Source organism: Mesorhizobium sp. WSM4841, assembly GCF_055811515.1.
In genome coordinates this window covers 8,780-25,702 of sequence record NZ_JBVVQC010000045.1, presented here as the reverse complement: position 1 = coordinate 25,702, position 16,923 = coordinate 8,780, and the positions used below count along the sequence as shown (strand labels likewise).

Here is a 16,923-nt window from a genome sequence, read left to right as displayed (position 1 = left end):
CGGCAACAGCCGACCGCAGCGAGTATTCCTAAGCCGCTGCGTCGCCTGCCGCCTCCGACAGGAAAGTAAAGACATAATCGGAAAAGGAACGCCAGCATTCAACGCGGAACGCGTCGGTCGCGGTGCGCAGCAGCACGATTTCGACCTTGCCCAGAATGGTGCGCGACGCCGCGCCGACCGGAAAGGCGTCGAGCGACAGATCCTGCGGGCAGCCTGAATTGATCGTCGCCGCCGCTGCCGGGCCGGTGACCGATATGGCGACGTTGCGATGCGAGATGCCGACCGCAGAATGCAGCACTGTCACCTCGGCGCAGTCGGCGAGCGGGTCTCTTCCCACCTCATCGATGACCAGCCATTCGTCTGGCCCAAGCCACAACGCCGTGCGCCCGGCCTTCGCCGCCGAAGTTTTGGGCTTTCGCGGCAGGGTCACGCCGAGCGCCTTCGAAAGCGCCGCGACCGAGGCGTCCGGCGCGCGCAGCGAAATACGCTCCGCCGGCTGCAACACTGCAAGCGTAACGCCGGTTACGGAAAGCTCCTGGCCCGCGAGGACCGGCCGGCGTTCGACCGACGGCGCAGCGGCTGCAGATTTCTTCGCGGCAACCTTAGCCATTGAGGCGCTCCCCCTTCTCGTCGAAGAACACCATGCCCGTGACCTCCACCTCGATCGTCCCGTTGGGCATCGGCACGTAAAGCGTCTCACCCATCCGGTCGCGGCCGCCGGCAACCAGGGCCAGCGCGATCGAGCGACCGCAATTTTCCGACCAGTAGCTCGAGGTGACATGGCCGATCATGGTCATCGGGATCGCCTGCTTCGGATCGCCGACGATCTGCGCGCCTTCTTCCAGCACCACCTTAGGGTCTTTGGTCTTCAGGCCGACCAGCTGCTTGCGGCCCTTGGCGACAAGATCCGGCCGCGCCATGCCGCGAACGCCGACGAAATCGGCCTTCTTCTTGCCGACGGCCCAGTCGAGCCCGGCGTCGTTTGGCGTCACCGTGCCGTCGGTGTCCTGGCCGACGATGATGTAGCCCTTTTCCGCACGCAGCACGTGCATCGCCTCGGTGCCGTAGGCGCCGGCGCCATGCTTCTGGCCCTCGGCCCACAACGCTTCCCAGACGGCCTGGCCGTAGTCGGCCGGCACGTTGACCTCGAAGCCGCGCTCGCCGGTGAACGACATGCGGAACAGCCTTGTCGGCACGCCGCAAATCCTGCCCTCGCGCACCGACATATGCGGCAGCGCCCCGTCCGACATGTCGATGCCCTCGATCAGCGGCGCGATGATCTCCCGGGACTTCGGTCCCTGCACCGCGATCACCGCCCATTGCTCGGTGATCGAGGTCAGCCAGACATTGAGATGCGGGAACTCGGTCTGGAGGTAATCCTCCATATGGTTCATGACACGCGGCGCACCGCCCGTCGTCGTCGTCACATGGAAACGGTCGACTGCAAGTCTTCCCACCACGCCGTCGTCATAGATGAAACCGTCCTCGCGCAGCATGATGCCATAGCGGCAGCGGCCGGGCTCCAGCTTCTCCCACGGATTGGTGTAGAGCAGTTCCATGAATTTGGCCGCATCCGGCCCGACCACCTCGATCTTGCCCAGCGTCGAGGCGTCGAACAGGCCGGCTGTCTTGCGCACCGTGACACACTCACGATCGACGGCGGTGTGCATGTCCTCGCCCGCCTTCGGAAAATACCAGGCGCGCTTCCATTGGCCGACATCCTCGAACATCGCACCTTGAGCCTCGGCCCAGGGATGGATCGCCGTCTTGCGGGTCGGGTCGAAGAGCGGACCCCGCGCGTGCCCGATGATCGCGCCGAAGGTCACCGGCGTGTAGGGCGCCCGGAACGTCGTCAGACCGACCTGCGGGATCGGCTTGTCCAGCGTCTCGGCGGCGATAGCCAGGCCGTGCATGTTCGAGGTCTTGCCCTGGTCGGTCGCCATGCCGTTGGTGGTGAAGCGCTTGACGTGCTCAATCGAGCGCATGCCTTCATGCACCGCCTGGCGGATGTCCTTGGCGGTGACGTCGTTCTGGAAATCGACGAAGGCCTTGACTGTCGTATCCGGCCCGGCGCCGGGCGCCGCACCCAGCATGCCGCGCGACCAGCTCTCGCTGGCGTCGACCTTCGGCTTGGTTCCCTTGACGGTGTTGGCGCTGGCATCTTTTGCCGCCTTGGCGCCCGCCGCATAGGCCTCTTCGATCGTCGCCGACAGCCCGTCCGTGCCGTTGCAGGCGCCGACGGAGACACAGTCCTGCGCGTAGGTGCCGGGCACGAAGCGCTTGGTCTCGTCGTTGAAGGCAACCTTGCCGCGCGACTGCGAGAACAGATGCACCGACGGTGTCCAGCCGGCCGACATCAGGATGGCGTCGACCGGGATGGTGCGCTCGCCGCCGCCATTCTTCGGCTGCACGGTCATCGACGAGACTCGCAATTTGCCGCCCGCGCGGATCACCGCGCGGCCGAAATTGACCTCGATGCCGAGCGCCCTCGCCTCGTCGATCACCGACCCGGTCGGGTTGTCGCGCAGGTCGACTATCGCCGCCACGCCGACGCCGGCTTTCTTGAGGTCGATCGCCGCCGCATAGGCGGAATCATTGGCCGTATAGACGCCGACATTCCTGCCGACCGCGACGCCGTAATGGTTGAGATAGGTGCGCGCCGCTGACGCCAGCATGATGCCGGGCCGGTCGTTGTCGGCAAACACCATGTGCCGCTCGATGGCGCCGGTCGCCAGCACCACGCGTTTGGCGCGAACCTGCCACAGCCGCTCGCGCGGCAGGTCGCGGCCGGGGTTCTGCAGATGATCGCTGACGCGCTCGACCAGCCCGACGAAATTCTGCGCATAATAGCCGAAGGCCGTGGTGCGGGACAGCACGCGGACATTGTTCATGGCCTTGAGCTGCGCGACTGCCGCCTGCGCCCAGCCAAAACCGTCCTGGCCGTCGACCTTGGCGCCGCTCTCGAAACGAAGGCTGCCGCCGAAATCCGCCTGCTCGTCGGCAAGGATCACGCGCACGCCGGTTTCGGCCGCGGCAAGTGCGGCGGCGATGCCGGCAGCACCACCGCCCAGCATCAGCACGTCGCAATGGGCGTAGCGCGCCGAATAATGGTCGGGATCCGGCTGGTCGGGGGCGACGCCGAGGCCGGCGGCGGCACGGATCTTGGGCTCGTAGAGGTTTTTCCAGGCGGACTTCGGCCACATGAAGGTCTTGTAGTAGAAGCCGGCCGAAAGCAGCGGCGAGGCGATGTCGCCGACCGCACTGACGTCGAAGGAAAGCGACGGCCAGCGGTTCTGCGACTGTGCAGTCAGCCCGTCATAGAGCTCCTGCACCGTGGCGCGGACATTTGGTGCCTTCCTGGCGGAGTCGCGCTTGATCTCGACCAGCGCATTGGGCTCTTCCGCCCCAGCGGACAGGAAGCCGCGCGGGCGGTGGTATTTGAACGAACGGCCGACCAGATGCACGCCGTTGGCAAGCAGCGCCGAGGCCAGCGTATCGCCCTCGACACCGGCATAGGACTGGCCGTCGAAGCTGAAGCGGGTCGTCTCTGCCTGCTTGAGGCGCCCGGCGCCGGGAATGCGGAACGCTGCGATCATTTGGCGGCTCCCGGCAGCTTCGCCGGCTTGGGTTCGCCGGCCTTGTAGGTCATCAGGAACCTGTCGCTGACGGTGTCGCGCACGGCATTGAAGAACCGCGCGCAGCCATGCATGTGCCGCCAGCGCTCATAAATGATGCCTTTGGGATTCGAGCGGATGAAGAAGAACTTTTCGAAGTCGTCATCGCTTGTCGCGGCCATATCTGCCGAACGTGCAATATGCGCCTCGCCGGCGTTGCGGAATTCGAGTTCCGGACGCTCTTCCTCGCAATAGGGGCAGCGGATGAGAAGCATGGTTGTTCCTACAATTCGCCATGGCCGACGCGGGCGCCGGCCGGTTGATCGCAAAGCCCCTGACCCAACATCCCGAAGGGAGCCATCATCAGTGTGCCACCGCTGCCGCTGCCGCCTCGTCGATCAGCCGGCCGGTGCGGAAGCGCTCGATGGTGAAGGGCGCGTTGATCGGGTGGGGATCGTCCCTGGCGATGGTGTGGGCAAAGACATGGCCCGAGCCGGGCGTCGCCTTGAAGCCGCCCGTGCCCCAGCCGCAATTGACATAGAGGCCGGGCACCGGCGTCTTGGCCAGGATCGGCGAGCGGTCGGGCGTCACGTCGACGATGCCGCCCCACGACCGCAGCATTTTCATGCGGGTGAACATCGGGAACATCTCGCAGATGGCGTCGAGCGTGTGCTGCAGGATATGCAGGCCGCCGGTTTGCGAATAGGAGATATACTGGTCGGTGCCGGCGCCGATGACCAGTTCGCCCTTGTCGGACTGCGAGATATAGGCGTGCACCGTGTTCGACATCACCACGCAGGGGAAGACCGGCTTGACCGGCTCCGACACCAGCGCCTGCAGCGGATAGCTTTCCAGCGGCATGCGCACGCCGGCCATGTTCATGATGACGGACGAATGCCCGGCGGCAACGACGCCGACCTTCTTGGCGCCGATGAAGCCGCGCGTCGTCTCGACGCCGGTGACCGCGCCATTCGGCGCCCGCTTGACGCCGGTGACTTCGCAATTCTGGATGATGTGGACGCCGCGCGCCGAGGCGCCGCGCGCATAGCCCCAGGCTACCGCATCGTGCCGCGCGGTGCCGCCGCGACGCTGCAGGGTCGCGCCCATCACCGGATAGCGGGCATCGCGCGAAATGTTGAGCGGCGGGCAGAACTCCTTGGCGGCTTCCGGCGTCAGCCATTCATTGTCGATGCCGTTCAGCCGGTTGGCATGGACGTGGCGTTTCAAAACCTGGATGTCGTGCACATTGTGCGCCAGCATCATGACGCCGCGCGGCGAATACATGACGTTGTAGTTGAGCTCCTGGCTGAGCCCGTCCCACAGCTTCAGCGCATGGTCGTAAATTCCAGCGCTCTCGTCATAGAGATAGTTGGAGCGGATGATTGTGGTGTTGCGGCCGGTGTTGCCACCGCCGAGCCAACCCTTTTCCAGCACCGCGACATTGGTGACGCCGTGCACCGTTGCCAGGTAGTAGGCGGTGGCCAGGCCATGGCCGCCGGCGCCGACGATGATGACGTCGTACTCCTTCTTCGGCTCCGGCGAGGACCACTGTTCCTCCCAGCCCTTGTGGCCGCGCATGGCCTCGCGGGCGATGGCGAATACCGAATATTTCTTCAACGTTCCAGCCTCGCAGATAGCGGCCGGGCATTCACTCAAGCCCCGGCGCGCGAGGTGTACCACTAGCGAAACCGCGCTGCCAGCCTTGCGCTGTTTGCGACGGCGCTTGCCGTTTTGCGCCACGGCCAAAAAGACCTGTCGAAGCAACGAACCGAACGACGCCTCCGGACGCCTTCGCAGGTATCGGGTGGCTCGCACCGCCTCGACCTGCGATCAACATCCCGATTGCCGGCAAAGCTGGCGCGAAAGAAAAGGATGCAAAAATGCTCGCACTCGCCAACAAGGTCGCCATCGTCACCGGCGCCAGCTCTGGCATCGGCCGCGCCACGGCCAAGGTGTTTGCCGAGGCTGGCGCCAAGCTGGTCGTCGCTGCCCGTCGCCAGGCAGAGCTGGACGCGCTCGTCGCGGAAATCGAGGAGGCCGACGGCACCGCCATTGCTCTTGCCGGCGACGTCCGCGACGAGGCCTATGCCAAAGCCCTTGTCGACCTGGCGGTCGGCCGGTTCGGCGGGCTGGATATCGCCTTCAACAACGCCGGCTCGGTCGGCAAGATGGGTCCGATTTCGGAGTTGTCGCTGGAGGGATGGCGAGAGACGCTCGACACCAACCTGACCAGCGCCTTTCTCGGCGCGAAATACCAGGTGCCGGCGATGGTCGATCGCGGCGGCGGATCGCTGATCTTCACCTCTACCTTCGTCGGCCATACCGTCGGTATGCCCGGCATGACCAGCTATGCCGCAAGCAAGGCCGGGCTGATCGGATTGACGCAGGTGCTTGCCGCCGAATATGGCGCGAAAGGCGTGCGGATCAACGCGCTGCTGCCGGGCGGCACCGACACGCCTTCGGCAACGTTCAAGACACCTGAATCGCGAGCCTTCGTCGAAAACCTGCATGCCTTGAAGCGCGTTGCCGAGCCTGAAGAGATCGCCCGCTCGGCGCTCTATCTGGCGTCGGATGCATCGAGCTTCACCACCGGCGCGGCGCTGTTTGCCGATGGTGGTGTCTCGATCAGCCGGACGTGAGGTGTTTCCCGCGTGGACGAGCGAGTCGCAATGTCGCAAAAGCGGTCTTGCTTTCCAGCGCGATTTGGCGATTTCTTCGGACACTTCTGTTCGAAGACGGGCCTAAAACATGCTGCTGATCAGGACCTACATCGCCGCGAGCGCAATCGAGGGCGTCGGCGTGTTCGCCGCCGAGCCGATCAGGAAGGGAGCGTCGATCTGGCGGCTCGATCCGGATTTCGACCGGCTGATCCCGACGGAAAAATATAAGACGGCGCCGCCGCACCTCAGGGAATTACTCGACAGATATGCCTATCCAAGCCCGGACCGGCCCGGATTCATGGTCTATGAAGTCGACAACGGCCGCTTCATGAACCATTCCGAAAGGCCGAACACGGATTTTTCTCGGCATGGCGGGGCAACCGCGATCCGCGACATAGCGGCGGGCGAGGAGATAACCTGCGACTATGGCGAGTTCTTCGAGGATTTCGAGCGGCTTCATTTGGCCACGGCATAGAGGAAGCGCCTGTCCGCTTGCTCTGTTGCGAATGCTGACCATAAAACGGCCCGGGTCGACGATCGGCTCCAGGCCACGTTTCCAGCCCTAGTTCCGGTGAGAATGCGGCTCGTCGGTGTGGCGGCCGTCGTACTGCAGGTCCAGCTCCCGAATCGCCTCCTTGCCCTTCTCTGGATCGACAAGCCTGAGAAGCGCGTCGATCTTGGCCTCCATACGGTCGGTACTCTCCTTCGATTGCGGCGATCCGACGAAGAGCAGGAACGCCAGGCCACCGACCTGCCAGAGCAGCTGCAGGAATTCCGACTGCCAGTTCTCGAGCGTGTCGCGGCTCATCTCGATCAGATAGCCGCCGAACTCGGGCGGTTGGCCAAGCGCTCGCTACTCGTCGAGATAGGCGAACCAGCCGAAAACCCAGTGGCCGAAAAGCGAAATGATGAAGAAGCCGAGGGTGATCCAGGCGTAGCTGTAGGCGCGCCACACCGAAGATCGTTTCACATTGCCCGCCGGCCTGCTGTCGTTACCGCTTGGCATTGTCGCTGTCCGACGCCGAGCGAGCCAGGAACTGCTGCGTAGTCGCGGGCAGCTTGTTTTTCAGCCACTCGGCCATCGCCTGCTCCTCACGCAGATTTTGTTCGCAGGCCCGGGCGATCTCTGTTTCGCCGAGGGATTCGGCGGTTGCGATTAGGATCGTGTAGGAGGCGATCTCCATATGCTCGAAGGTGTAGCTCGCGAGTGAGCCTTTCATCACCTCGTCGCCGGCGAAGACGCCGCTTAGGGACTGCGCCATCGCCAGCAGCTTGCCGCCGGCGTCCTTCAGCGCGGATGTATCTTCGCCCAATCTTTCGAGGCAGGTTCCGAGGCGCGCGGCGTGTCCCTTCGTCTCATCGAGGTGCAGGCTAATGCGCTTACTGAGCTCGGGATAACTCTCCAGCCGGCTCAGCAGTCCGTTCAGCATGGTTTCGGCCTGCTCCTCCATCGCATGCGCGTCCTTGAGCCATTGGACAAGCCATTCACGCGTGCCTGACATGGGCTTCCCCTGTGCTTGTTTCGCCGCAACAACCATTGGGGAACGAGGTTGGTTCCTTCGTTGATAGAGCCGGGCGGAGCGTTCTGCCGGATTGGGGCAGCCAGAATTTATCGGTGGCGAAGAAAACGCCAACGATCGCTCATCGGTGCGGAGAGCCCGCCCCGAGAAGGCAAATCTACTACCAGAGGTCGTAATTCCTTGCTTTGTGACGGCAGTTATGCTATTGATTTCCGCATCATGCTGATTTGCGCCGACGACCCGCCGCCGAGGCGGGTTTTTCGTTTCGGCAGTGGACAGAGCGGCATGATTCTGCTATCAGCCGCCACAATTCGTGGTGTAGACCGCCGCGGAGGCAAGCGACTATGGCCACTTGCCTGTTGTTAACAAACCCGAAAGACAGGATTGCCCGTGCAGGTACTCGTCCGCGACAACAATGTTGATCAGGCGCTTCGCGCGCTCAAGAAAAAGATGCAGCGCGAAGGCATCTTCCGCGAAATGAAGATGCGCGGACATTATGAGAAGCCTTCCGAGAAGCGCGCCCGCGAAAAGGCGGAAGCCGTTCGCCGCGCCCGTAAGCTGGCCCGCAAGCGCGCCCAGCGCGAAGGCCTGCTGCCGATGACGCCGCGCCCGGTGGCGGCTGGTGCTGCTGGTGCCGGTGCTCCGCGTCCGCCGCGGTTCTGACGCCAATTTTTCGTCCTTTTCGAAGGATACCCAGGGTGGCGCGATGCGTAATCGCCGCCACCTTTTTGTTGAATTCGACCAGTTCGGAGAGGGCCGGTTCGGAGAGGGAACAGACCTGACGGCGCGGCGGGCAGTGAGGACAGAGCAGACATGAATGCAACAAGCGTGGAGCGCAGAACCGCAATACGCGGCTTCGCCCTGACGGCAGCCCTGCTTTCCGGCTTAGCGCTCGCCGGCTGCCAGACAGCCCCGACCGGCGAATTCACCAACATCGACAAGGCACAAGGGTCGGCCGAAAACATCTCCTCGCTGTCGGCCGTTATCCAGCGCAGCCCCCAGGATCCGGAAGGCTACAATGTGCGCGGCTCGGCCTATGGCCGCGGCGGCCAGTATCAGGCGGCGCTCAAGGACTTCAATACCGCCATCCAGCTCAATCCGAATTTCTACCAGGCCTATTCGAACCGCGCTCTCATCCAGCGCTTCCTCGGCGACCAGGCGGCCGCGCTTGCCGACTACAACCGCTCGATCCAGATCAATCCCGACTATGACGCCGCCTATATTGGCCGCGGCAATCTCTACCGAAAAGCCGGCCGCATCCAGGAAGCGTTCAACGATTTCCAGAAAGCGATCCAGCTCGACACCACAGATGCGCGCGCCTATCACAATCGCGGCCTGATCTATCAGAGCCAGGGCCAGCACGCTTTCGCCATCGAGGATTTCTCGACCGCCATCTCGCTGGCGCCGGACGCCGCCGAACCCTACAATGGCCGCGGCCTCTCCTACCTCGCCATGAACGATGAGGACAATGCCTTCGCCGACATCAACATGGCGATCAAGCTCGACGGCAAGAATGCCGAGGCCTGGTCCAACCAGGCGCTGATCTACGAGCGGCGCGGCGACAAGGCCAAGGCGGCAAAATCCTACCGCGAGGCAGTGCGCCTCAACCCCACCTACCAGCCGGCCAGGGACGGCCTGGCGCGCACCAGCACCGGCTGACCGACGGCGGCGTTTCGGCCTGATATGGCAGGCCTGCCGTTTGGCATGCCTTCGAAACCTTCAATGACTGTGCATTGACGCTCGCCTTGATCGCGCCAAGTTTTCGGCGGAACGCTCGGGGTGTTCAGCCGTTGTTCAAGGCAATTCGCGAAAAGGACCCCTCCCATGATCAAGAAACTCGCCTGTGCCGCCGCCCTCGCCGCCACGGTGCTTGCTGCCCCTGCCAGCGCGGGCAGGCTGGAGCTTGGCGTGCTCGACTGCACCATCGACGGCGGCACCGGCTACATCGTCACATCCAACAAAGGCGTGGCCTGCACCTTTCGCCCTCATCATGGCGGTCCCCCCGAAGCCTATACCGGGGTCATTTCCAAGCTCGGCGTCGACGTCGGCAGGACGTACCAGGGCGAATTGATATGGGCAGTTCTGGCGGCCACCCGCGATCGTAATTCCGGCGATCTTGCCGGCAGCTATTATGGCGTCAACGCCGAGGCCAGCCTGGTGACCGGTGGCGGCGCCAACCTTCTGGTCGGCGGACTGAACAGCGCCTTCTCGCTGCAGCCTCTCAACGTGCAGGCGCAGACCGGCGTCAACCTGGCCGTCGCCGTCACCTCACTGGAGCTGATCCACTCTTTCAAATAAGCGCCATAGCGTGGCTCTGCGGCGCGGAACAGGATTGGACTGTTCCGCGCCGCATGATTTTTGGAATACCGCCATGCCAACGATGATCATCGCTGACGCCATGATCGCCGCCGGCATCAACCTTCGATCACCCTGACTTCTCGCGTTCATCAGCATCTCAGCGCACCCGCAAAAACCGCTTGAGCTCAACTGCGGTTGAGGTTCTACAACCCGTCCCCGAAGCGCCGCGTGCCCGTTGGAGACGAAGAGCGCTCCACCATTTTGAATCGGCGTATAAGAAAGTTCGGAGGGCGGGGTGACCGAAACCAGCACAAACAGGGTCGATTGGCGCGCGCTGTGGGCGAGCGGCGATCTGGCGCGCTTTTGCTTCATCAGCCTCGGCATCCTGCTGCACGCCACCAACGAAACCATGGTGGCAACGGTGATGCCGGCCATGGTCGGCGAACTCGCCGGCGTTCAGCTGGTCGGCTGGTCGCTGGCGATCTACGAGCTCGGCGCCATCGTCGCCGGCGCCGCCGCCGGACGGCTGGTGAGCTATGTCGCGCTGCGCACCAACATGGTGGTCGCCGCCCTGCTCTATGCCGCCGGTGCCCTGGTCTGCGCCATCGCGCCCTCCATGCCGCTGTTCCTGACCGGCCGCCTGATCGAGGGGCTTGGCGGCGGCGCGCTAGTGTCGCTGGCCTTCGTCTCGGTCGAACGGCTGTTTCCACGCGCCATCTGGCCGCAGCTTTTCGGTGTCATGTCGGCGATCTGGGGCGTCGCCGCCTTCAGCGGGCCGGTGCTCGGTGCATTGATGACCGAGTTGCTCTCCTGGCGTTGGGCTTTCGGTATCTTCACGATCGGCGGCACGGCCATGGCGCTGGCGAGCTTCATCGTGCTCGACACGCCTGAGGCAACCAGGCCGCAGGCGATCACTGGAACGGCGCCGCCGTTCCCCTTTGCCGCGCTCGGCTGCCTGGCCGTCAGCGTCGTGCTGATCGCCACGGCCGGTGTCGACATTGCCCTGCTGCGCTCGTCCCTGCTGCTTACGCTCGGCCTGATCGGGCTTGCACTGTTCATCCGCATCGACGCGCTGAAGCCGGGCTCGCGGCTGTTTCCGTCGCGGCTGTTCTCCTGGCGCTCGCCGGTCGGCGCAGGCATGACCATGGTCGCCGCCTTTTCGGTGGCGACCTGTTCCTTCGCCGTCTACGGGCCGCTGCTTCTGACCAGCCTGCACGGCATTCCGATCCTGACCACCGGCTATATCATCGCCGCCGAATCGATCGCCTGGTCGATCCTGTCGATCCTCGTCGCCAATGCGCCGCCGGAACGCGAGAGGCTGATCATCACCGGCGGCGCACTGATGATCGCGGCCGGCATCGCCGGTTTCGCCTACGCCGTGCCGGCAGGTTCGATTCCGCTGATCCTGTTTTGCGCTTTGCTGCAAGGCGGCGGCTTCGGCATTGCCTGGCCCTTCGTTACACGCGTGATCGTGGCATCGGCTAGGGACGGCGAACACACGATCGCCTCCGCCGCCGTGCCGACGATGCAGCGCATCGGCTATGCGGTCGGTGCCGCGTTGACCGGCATCGTCGCCAACGCCAGCGGTTTTTCCGAAGGCCTGAACCGTGCGGCGGCGGCAAATGTCGCCACCTGGCTGTTCCTCGCCTTCGTGCCACTCGGGATTCTAGGATGCCTTGCAGCGCTGAGGATCTCGGGGCCGGCAGCCCGGCCACAGGAAGCGACGGGCTAGACAGTAATCGTCTTCAGCCGTTCGGCGATCAAGGCGGCGAGCCGCGTCGCCACCTCGTCCTTGCTCATCTCAGGCCATTCGTCGACACCGGCCTTCGAGACGAGCCGCACCTTGTTGCGGTCGCCGCCCATCACGCCCGAAGACCCCATGCCGCTGTCATGCGACACATCGTTGGCGACGATGAAGTCGGCGCCCTTTTTCCTGAGCTTGGCCTCGGCGTTCCTGACGAGATCCTGCGTCTCGGCGGCGAAGCCGACGACCAGGCTGGGCCGCTTCCTGTGATGACCGACACCGGCAAGAATGTCAGGGTTTTCGACCATCTGCAGCGCCGGCGGCCCCTCGCCCGCCACCTTCTTGATCTTCTCGCCGGCCGAAGTCTCGCTGCGCCAGTCGGCAACCGCAGCGACGAATACGGCCGCGTCCGCCGGCAAAAGCTGTTCGACCGCGTCCTTCATCTCGTTCGCGGTTTCGACATGCTGCGTGGTGACACCAGCGGGATCGGCAATGCCAACCGGACCGGAGACGAGGCGCACATCGGCGCCCAGCCTTGCCAGCGCCGCCGCGATGGCATGGCCCTGCTTGCCGGAAGAACGGTTGGCGATGTAGCGCACCGGGTCGATCGGCTCATGCGTCGGCCCAGAGGTGACGATGATCTTCCTGCCTGCCAGCGGCTTCGGACTGATATCGAGCAGCGCCCCGATCGCGGCAACGATTTCCAGCGGCTCGGCCATACGGCCTTCGCCCGCCTCATTGCTCTCGGCCATCTCACCCTTTGCCGGGCCGACGAATGCGACGCCATCCTTCTGCAACGTCGCGCGGTTGCGCCGGGTCGCCGGATGCGACCACATTTTCGGGTTCATGGCGGGCGCCATCAAAACCGGCTTGTCGGTGGCGATAAGCACGGTCGAGGCGAGGTCGTTGGCATGGCCGTTGGCAAGCTTCGCCATCAGGTCGGCGGTGGCCGGCGCCACGACGACAAGGTCGGCCTCGCGCGACAGGCGGATGTGGCCGACATCGTGCTCGTCATTGCGGTCGAACAAATCGGTGAAGACGTGGTCGGCCGACAGCGCTCCAACCGACAGCGTGGTGACGAATTCCTGCGCCGCAGCGGTCATCACCACGCGCACGGCGGCATCGCGCTCACGCAGCCGGCGGATCAGGTCGAGCGCCTTGTAGGCGGCGATGCCGCCGCCGATGATCAGCAGGATTCGCTTGCCGGAGAGGGTGCCTCGCGGGATCTGGCTGGACACGGCGGCAACTGGCGTTGCCGGACCGTGCGAGCCTGTCAATTCGCGCAGGGTTTTCTCGATCTGGTCGATGCGGCCGACCGGACCGAGCTGCCCTTCGACCGCCGCCCGGATCATAACCCGCGCTTGTTCTTCCATCGAGCGGTCATTCTCTGCCGCCAGCCGGCGCAGCAGGTCCTTGACCTCGTCATCAAGGTTGCGAATGGTGATGCTGGCCATATGATTGCATTTTTGCTGATATGTTGAATGCAATGATAGCAATGCAATCAATTCAGGGCAAGCCAGCTAGAAAATCCGCCACGCGATGTAGACCAGCGTTAGCGCGATCACCCACAGCGCCAGCCGGCCGGATCTGCTATAGCGCGCCTCGGCCTTGCCGATCGCATGCGCCGTCCTTTCGTCGAAGCGCAGCCCGTGTTCGGCCATCAGATCGATCTCGCGCGACAGCCGCTCGGTGCGGGCGGCGAGGTCCGGCGCCTGGCGGGCCAGCGCCAGCAGCGCGTTGGCGCCGTCGCGTGCGTCGGCCAGCAGAGCACGCGGGCCGAGATTGCCTGATATCCAGCCGCCGACCACCGGTTCGGACGTCTTCCACATGTTGAAGGCCGGGTCGAGGGTGCGGGCAACGCCCTCGACCACCACCATGGTCTTCTGCAGCAGCACCAGTTCGGACCGCGTCGCCATATCGAAGAGGTCGGTCACCTCGAACAGGAGCGCCAAGAGCTTGGCCATCGAGATGGTTTCGGCCGGCTGACCGTGGATCGGCTCGCCTATGGCGCGGATCGCCTGGGCGAATGCCGCGACATTATGCCGGCGCGGCACGTAGCCGGCCTCGAAATGCACTTCGGCGACGCGCAGATAGTCACGGGTGATGAAGCCGTAGAGGATTTCGGCGAGAAAACGGCGCTCCTTCTTGCCGAGCCGGCCGGCAATGCCGAGATCGACAGCGACGATGGTGCCATTAGGCTCGACGAAGAGGTTTCCCGGATGCATGTCGGCGTGGAAAAAACCGTCACGCAGCGTATGGCGCAGGAACGACTGGACCAGATTGGCGGCGATCGCCTTCAGATCGTGGCCGGCGGCAGCGAGGCTGGCAATGTCGTTCAGCTTGATGCCGTCGACCCATTCCATGGTCAGCACGTCGCGGCCGGTGCGTTCCCAATCGACGGTCGGCACGCGAAAGCCGGGATCGTCCTTGGTGTTCTCGCCGAGCTCCGAAAGCGCTGCCGCCTCGAGCCTCAGGTCCATTTCGATCTTGGTGGTCTGCGCCAGCGTCTCGGTCACTTCGACCGGCCGCAGCCGGCGCGACGACGGGATGTATTTTTCCTGGAGACGAGCGGCGAGGAAATAGCTTTCGAGATCGCGAAAGAAGCGGCGCCGCACGCCCGGCCGGATGACCTTCACCGCCACCCGCGAACCGACGCCGTTCTCCAGGGTTTCCGCGAAATGGACCTGAGCGATCGAAGCCGCGGCAACGGCCTCGCCGAAACTGGTGTAGAGTTCGCCGACCTTGCGCCCGAGCGAAGCTTCTATCGCCGCAATGGCATCGGCCTGCGGAAAGGTCTGCATCTTGTCCTGCAGCATGGCGAGATCGAGCGCTATGTCGTTGCCGACGACATCGGGCCGGGTCGCCAGGAACTGGCCGAGCTTGACATAGGATGGGCCGAGCCGGACGACGGCCTTGGCCAGCCGGTCGCCACGCTCATAGGCAAGCGCGCGGCGGCGGGTGAACAGCCGCGCTATCCGCCAGCCGAGTTTCGGCAGACCGAAGAGCTCGTCGCCCGGCAGCGCCGCGACGACGCCTTCGCGGACCAGCACCCAGCCGGCCCGCACGAGCCTGAAACCAGCGCCGACACTGCTCATGACTGCGCCAGCCTCAAAGCTTCCAGCCCGAATGAAGCGCAGCTATGCCGCCGGAATAATTGCGAAAAGAAGCGCGCTCGAAGCCGGCTCGGGAAATCATCGCCGCGAAATTCTGCTGATTGGGAAATTTGCGGATCGATTCGACCAAGTAGGAATAGGGCTCGCCGTCGCCGGTCACCGCCTTGCCGATCCTGGGGATGGCATTGAACGACCACGCCTCATAGACCTTGTCGAGCAGAGGCATGTCGACCTCGGAAAATTCGAGGCAGAGGAAGCGCCCGCCGGGCTTCAGCACGCGATAGGCTTCGGCAAGCGCCACATCGATGCGCGGCACGTTGCGAATGCCGAAAGCGATCGTGTAGGCGTCGAAACTGGCCTCAGTGAAAGGCAGCTCCTCGGCATTGGCTTCGACGAAATCGGTGTTATCAGTCAGGCCCTTTTTTTCGGCCCGGTCGCGGCCGACCGCGAGCATCGAGCCGTTGATGTCGAGAACCGTGGCATGGGCGTTCCTGCCGCTCGCCTCGACGATGCGGAAGGCGATGTCGCCGGTGCCGCCGGCAACGTCGAGAACGCTCCAGCCCGGTCGTTTCGGTGGATTGAGCCATGTGACCATGGCGTCCTTCCACAGCCGGTGCAGCCCGGCCGACATCAGGTCGTTCATCAGATCGTAGCGGTTCGCGACCTTGTGGAAAACGTCATTGACCAGGGACTGCTTCTCGCCTGCCCCTACACGCTTGAAACCATAGGAGGTTTCCATGCCGCCAACGGCCGTGGTTCTCTCTACCGACATTATTTTTGATCCGCCATAAAACCGGCGGGACCATAGCCGATCGATGGTGCCGACGCTATTGTTTAAGGCGCGGTGTTCGGCCGCGCTTCCCGGTCGTGGAATCATGCTTATGGGTGCGCGACCTGGACTGACCTGACGGGATGACTGCATGCCTTTGAAAGCGGAACTGCACTGCCATATCGAAGGGGCAGCGGCGCCCGAACTCGTCGTCCGCCAGGCGCAGAAATACGGCAAGGACACCTCGCCCTACATTCAGGACGGCTCTTTCGTCTGGCACGATTTCACCTCCTTCCTCGCCGCCTATGACTTCTCCTCCGACCTGTTCCGCACGGAAGAGGACTATGCGCGGCTGGCCGATCATTACCTGACAAGCCTCGCCCGCGACGGAGCCATCTATTCCGAGATCTTCACCTCGCCGGACCACGCCGGCAACGCCGGCCTGTCGGCCAAGGCCTATACGGATGCGCTTGGCGAAGGCATGGCGCGCGCCAAGGCCAAGACCGGCATCGAGGGCCGCATGATCGTCACTGGCGTGCGCAACGCCGGCGTCGAATCGATAGAGCAGGCGGCGCGCTTCGCCGCCCGCTGCGGGCATCCGCTGGTCACCGGCTTCGGCGTCGCCGGCGACGAGCGGATGGGCGATCTGGAGGATTATGTCAGGGCTTTCGAAATCGCGCGGGAGGCCGGCCTCGGCATCACCGTCCATGCCGGCGAACTGATGGGCTGGGAGAGTGTCAAGGCCGCACTCGATCACATCCGCCCCGCCCGCATCGGCCATGGCGTGCGCGCCATCGAAAACCCCGACCTTGTTCGTCGCATCACCGAGGAAGGCGTCGTGCTCGAATGCTGTCCCAGCTCCAACATCGCGCTGAAGGTCTTCGATAGTTTCGCCGATCACCCTTTTCCGGCACTGCAGGCGGCAGGCTGCAAGGTGACGCTAAACTCTGACGATCCGCCCTATTTCTGGACGTCGCTGAAGCGCGAATACGACATTGCCGCAGAGCATTTTTCGATGAACGACAAGGCGCTCGCCGCCGTCACCAGAACCGCCATCGAGGCCGCCTTCGTCGACAAGAAGACTAAGGCAATGCTGCTGGGCCGGCTCGACGTCAAGGGCAGGTGAATGGTGAATGGTGAATGGTGAATGGTGAATGGTGAATGGTGAATGGTGAATGGTGAATGGTGAATGGTGAATGGTGAAT

At 64.0% G+C, this 16,923-nt stretch carries 17 protein-coding genes; 7 read left to right on the top strand and 10 right to left on the bottom strand.

Annotated elements, in window-relative coordinates; all coding sequences use genetic code 11:
• Window positions 1–28: 28 nt before the first annotated feature.
• From AC0L14_RS32005 to AC0L14_RS31990, 4 genes are all read right to left on the bottom strand, one after another.
• On the bottom strand, window positions 29–610 hold the full coding sequence (locus tag AC0L14_RS32005) for a sarcosine oxidase subunit gamma (protein ID WP_473487977.1): 582 nt from the start codon (window positions 608–610) through the stop codon (window positions 29–31).
• Window positions 603–3,596, bottom strand: a complete 2,994-nt coding sequence (locus AC0L14_RS32000) for a sarcosine oxidase subunit alpha (RefSeq protein WP_473751885.1) — start codon at window positions 3,594–3,596, stop codon at window positions 603–605. Before AC0L14_RS32000 ends, AC0L14_RS32005 begins: the two co-directional genes overlap by 8 nt.
• Window positions 3,593–3,889, bottom strand: a complete 297-nt coding sequence (locus AC0L14_RS31995; protein WP_095492142.1) for a sarcosine oxidase subunit delta — start codon at window positions 3,887–3,889, stop codon at window positions 3,593–3,595. The genes AC0L14_RS32000 and AC0L14_RS31995 overlap by 4 nt, the downstream gene beginning before the upstream one ends.
• Before the next feature lie 88 nt (window positions 3,890–3,977).
• Window positions 3,978–5,231: a sarcosine oxidase subunit beta gene (locus tag AC0L14_RS31990; RefSeq protein ID WP_473487979.1), complete on the bottom strand. Its 1,254-nt coding sequence runs from the start codon at window positions 5,229–5,231 to the stop codon at window positions 3,978–3,980.
• 263 nt (window positions 5,232–5,494) lie between these two features.
• Between AC0L14_RS31990 and AC0L14_RS31985 the strand changes: the two genes are divergently transcribed.
• Window positions 5,495–6,253 carry an SDR family oxidoreductase gene (locus AC0L14_RS31985; RefSeq protein ID WP_473751883.1) on the top strand — a complete coding sequence of 253 codons (759 nt, stop codon included), beginning with the start codon at window positions 5,495–5,497 and terminating at the stop codon, window positions 6,251–6,253.
• Between the two features lie 109 nt (window positions 6,254–6,362).
• Window positions 6,363–6,749, top strand: coding sequence for an SET domain-containing protein (locus AC0L14_RS31980; RefSeq protein WP_473487981.1), 387 nt, complete (start codon window positions 6,363–6,365; stop codon window positions 6,747–6,749).
• A gap of 87 nt (window positions 6,750–6,836) precedes the next feature.
• Here AC0L14_RS31980 and AC0L14_RS31975 read toward each other — a convergent pair whose 3' ends face one another.
• The 3 genes from AC0L14_RS31975 to AC0L14_RS31965 are packed head-to-tail and all read right to left on the bottom strand — an operon-like array spanning window position 6,837 to window position 7,776.
• Entirely contained in the window at window positions 6,837–7,082 is a 246-nt protein-coding gene (locus AC0L14_RS31975) for a DUF6766 family protein (RefSeq protein WP_473527280.1), read from the bottom strand.
• A gap of 45 nt (window positions 7,083–7,127) precedes the next feature.
• Window positions 7,128–7,280: a hypothetical protein gene (locus tag AC0L14_RS31970; RefSeq protein ID WP_473527281.1), complete on the bottom strand. Its 153-nt coding sequence runs from the start codon at window positions 7,278–7,280 to the stop codon at window positions 7,128–7,130.
• Window positions 7,267–7,776, bottom strand: coding sequence for a ferritin-like domain-containing protein (locus tag AC0L14_RS31965; RefSeq protein ID WP_473488051.1), 510 nt, complete (start codon window positions 7,774–7,776; stop codon window positions 7,267–7,269). Before AC0L14_RS31965 ends, AC0L14_RS31970 begins: the two co-directional genes overlap by 14 nt.
• A gap of 408 nt (window positions 7,777–8,184) precedes the next feature.
• Here AC0L14_RS31965 and rpsU point away from each other — a divergent pair, with 408 nt between their 5' ends.
• The 4 genes from rpsU (at window position 8,185) to AC0L14_RS31945 (ending at window position 11,824) form a co-directional block, all read left to right on the top strand.
• Complete coding sequence (rpsU, locus tag AC0L14_RS31960; RefSeq protein WP_023675331.1) at window positions 8,185–8,457, top strand: 30S ribosomal protein S21; 273 nt, start codon at window positions 8,185–8,187, stop codon at window positions 8,455–8,457.
• A 150-nt stretch (window positions 8,458–8,607) separates the two neighbouring features.
• Window positions 8,608–9,453, top strand: a complete 846-nt coding sequence (locus tag AC0L14_RS31955; protein WP_473527282.1) for a tetratricopeptide repeat protein — start codon at window positions 8,608–8,610, stop codon at window positions 9,451–9,453.
• 165 nt (window positions 9,454–9,618) lie between these two features.
• Complete coding sequence (locus AC0L14_RS31950) at window positions 9,619–10,092, top strand: DUF992 domain-containing protein (protein ID WP_123151260.1); 474 nt, start codon at window positions 9,619–9,621, stop codon at window positions 10,090–10,092.
• 295 nt (window positions 10,093–10,387) lie between these two features.
• Complete coding sequence (locus AC0L14_RS31945; protein ID WP_473487983.1) at window positions 10,388–11,824, top strand: MFS transporter; 1,437 nt, start codon at window positions 10,388–10,390, stop codon at window positions 11,822–11,824.
• Here AC0L14_RS31945 and coaBC read toward each other — a convergent pair.
• From coaBC to ubiE, 3 genes are all read right to left on the bottom strand, one after another.
• On the bottom strand, window positions 11,821–13,290 hold the full coding sequence (gene coaBC / locus AC0L14_RS31940) for a bifunctional phosphopantothenoylcysteine decarboxylase/phosphopantothenate--cysteine ligase CoaBC (RefSeq protein WP_473487984.1): 1,470 nt from the start codon (window positions 13,288–13,290) through the stop codon (window positions 11,821–11,823). The genes AC0L14_RS31945 and coaBC overlap by 4 nt on opposite strands.
• A 66-nt stretch (window positions 13,291–13,356) precedes the next feature.
• Window positions 13,357–14,931, bottom strand: coding sequence for a 2-polyprenylphenol 6-hydroxylase (ubiB, locus tag AC0L14_RS31935; RefSeq protein WP_473487985.1), 1,575 nt, complete (start codon window positions 14,929–14,931; stop codon window positions 13,357–13,359).
• Window positions 14,932–14,944: 13 nt separating this feature from the next.
• Complete coding sequence (gene ubiE, locus AC0L14_RS31930) at window positions 14,945–15,721, bottom strand: bifunctional demethylmenaquinone methyltransferase/2-methoxy-6-polyprenyl-1,4-benzoquinol methylase UbiE (protein ID WP_473487986.1); 777 nt, start codon at window positions 15,719–15,721, stop codon at window positions 14,945–14,947.
• 148 nt (window positions 15,722–15,869) lie between these two features.
• Here ubiE and AC0L14_RS31925 point away from each other — a divergent pair, with 148 nt between their 5' ends.
• Entirely contained in the window at window positions 15,870–16,844 is a 975-nt protein-coding gene (locus AC0L14_RS31925) for an adenosine deaminase (protein WP_473527284.1), read from the top strand.
• Window positions 16,845–16,923: the final 79 nt, after the last annotated feature.

What these genes read in the sequence shown, in the direction of transcription:
- AC0L14_RS31970 (WP_473527281.1), bottom strand. Translation starts at nt 7,280, where the DNA reads ATGCCAAGCGGTAACGACAGCAGGCCGGCGGGCAATGTGAAACGATCT.
- AC0L14_RS31955 (WP_473527282.1), top strand. Translation starts at nt 8,608, where the DNA reads ATGAATGCAACAAGCGTGGAGCGCAGAACCGCAATACGCGGCTTCGCC.
- ubiE (WP_473487986.1), bottom strand. Translation starts at nt 15,721, where the DNA reads ATGTCGGTAGAGAGAACCACGGCCGTTGGCGGCATGGAAACCTCCTAT.
- AC0L14_RS31950 (WP_123151260.1), top strand. Translation starts at nt 9,619, where the DNA reads ATGATCAAGAAACTCGCCTGTGCCGCCGCCCTCGCCGCCACGGTGCTT.
- AC0L14_RS31995 (WP_095492142.1), bottom strand. Translation starts at nt 3,889, where the DNA reads ATGCTTCTCATCCGCTGCCCCTATTGCGAGGAAGAGCGTCCGGAACTC.
- coaBC (WP_473487984.1), bottom strand. Translation starts at nt 13,290, where the DNA reads ATGGCCAGCATCACCATTCGCAACCTTGATGACGAGGTCAAGGACCTG.
- AC0L14_RS31980 (WP_473487981.1), top strand. Translation starts at nt 6,363, where the DNA reads ATGCTGCTGATCAGGACCTACATCGCCGCGAGCGCAATCGAGGGCGTC.
- AC0L14_RS31925 (WP_473527284.1), top strand. Translation starts at nt 15,870, where the DNA reads ATGCCTTTGAAAGCGGAACTGCACTGCCATATCGAAGGGGCAGCGGCG.
- AC0L14_RS31985 (WP_473751883.1), top strand. Translation starts at nt 5,495, where the DNA reads ATGCTCGCACTCGCCAACAAGGTCGCCATCGTCACCGGCGCCAGCTCT.
- AC0L14_RS31965 (WP_473488051.1), bottom strand. Translation starts at nt 7,776, where the DNA reads ATGTCAGGCACGCGTGAATGGCTTGTCCAATGGCTCAAGGACGCGCAT.
- AC0L14_RS32005 (WP_473487977.1), bottom strand. Translation starts at nt 610, where the DNA reads ATGGCTAAGGTTGCCGCGAAGAAATCTGCAGCCGCTGCGCCGTCGGTC.
- AC0L14_RS32000 (WP_473751885.1), bottom strand. Translation starts at nt 3,596, where the DNA reads ATGATCGCAGCGTTCCGCATTCCCGGCGCCGGGCGCCTCAAGCAGGCA.
- AC0L14_RS31975 (WP_473527280.1), bottom strand. Translation starts at nt 7,082, where the DNA reads ATGAGCCGCGACACGCTCGAGAACTGGCAGTCGGAATTCCTGCAGCTG.
- ubiB (WP_473487985.1), bottom strand. Translation starts at nt 14,931, where the DNA reads ATGAGCAGTGTCGGCGCTGGTTTCAGGCTCGTGCGGGCCGGCTGGGTG.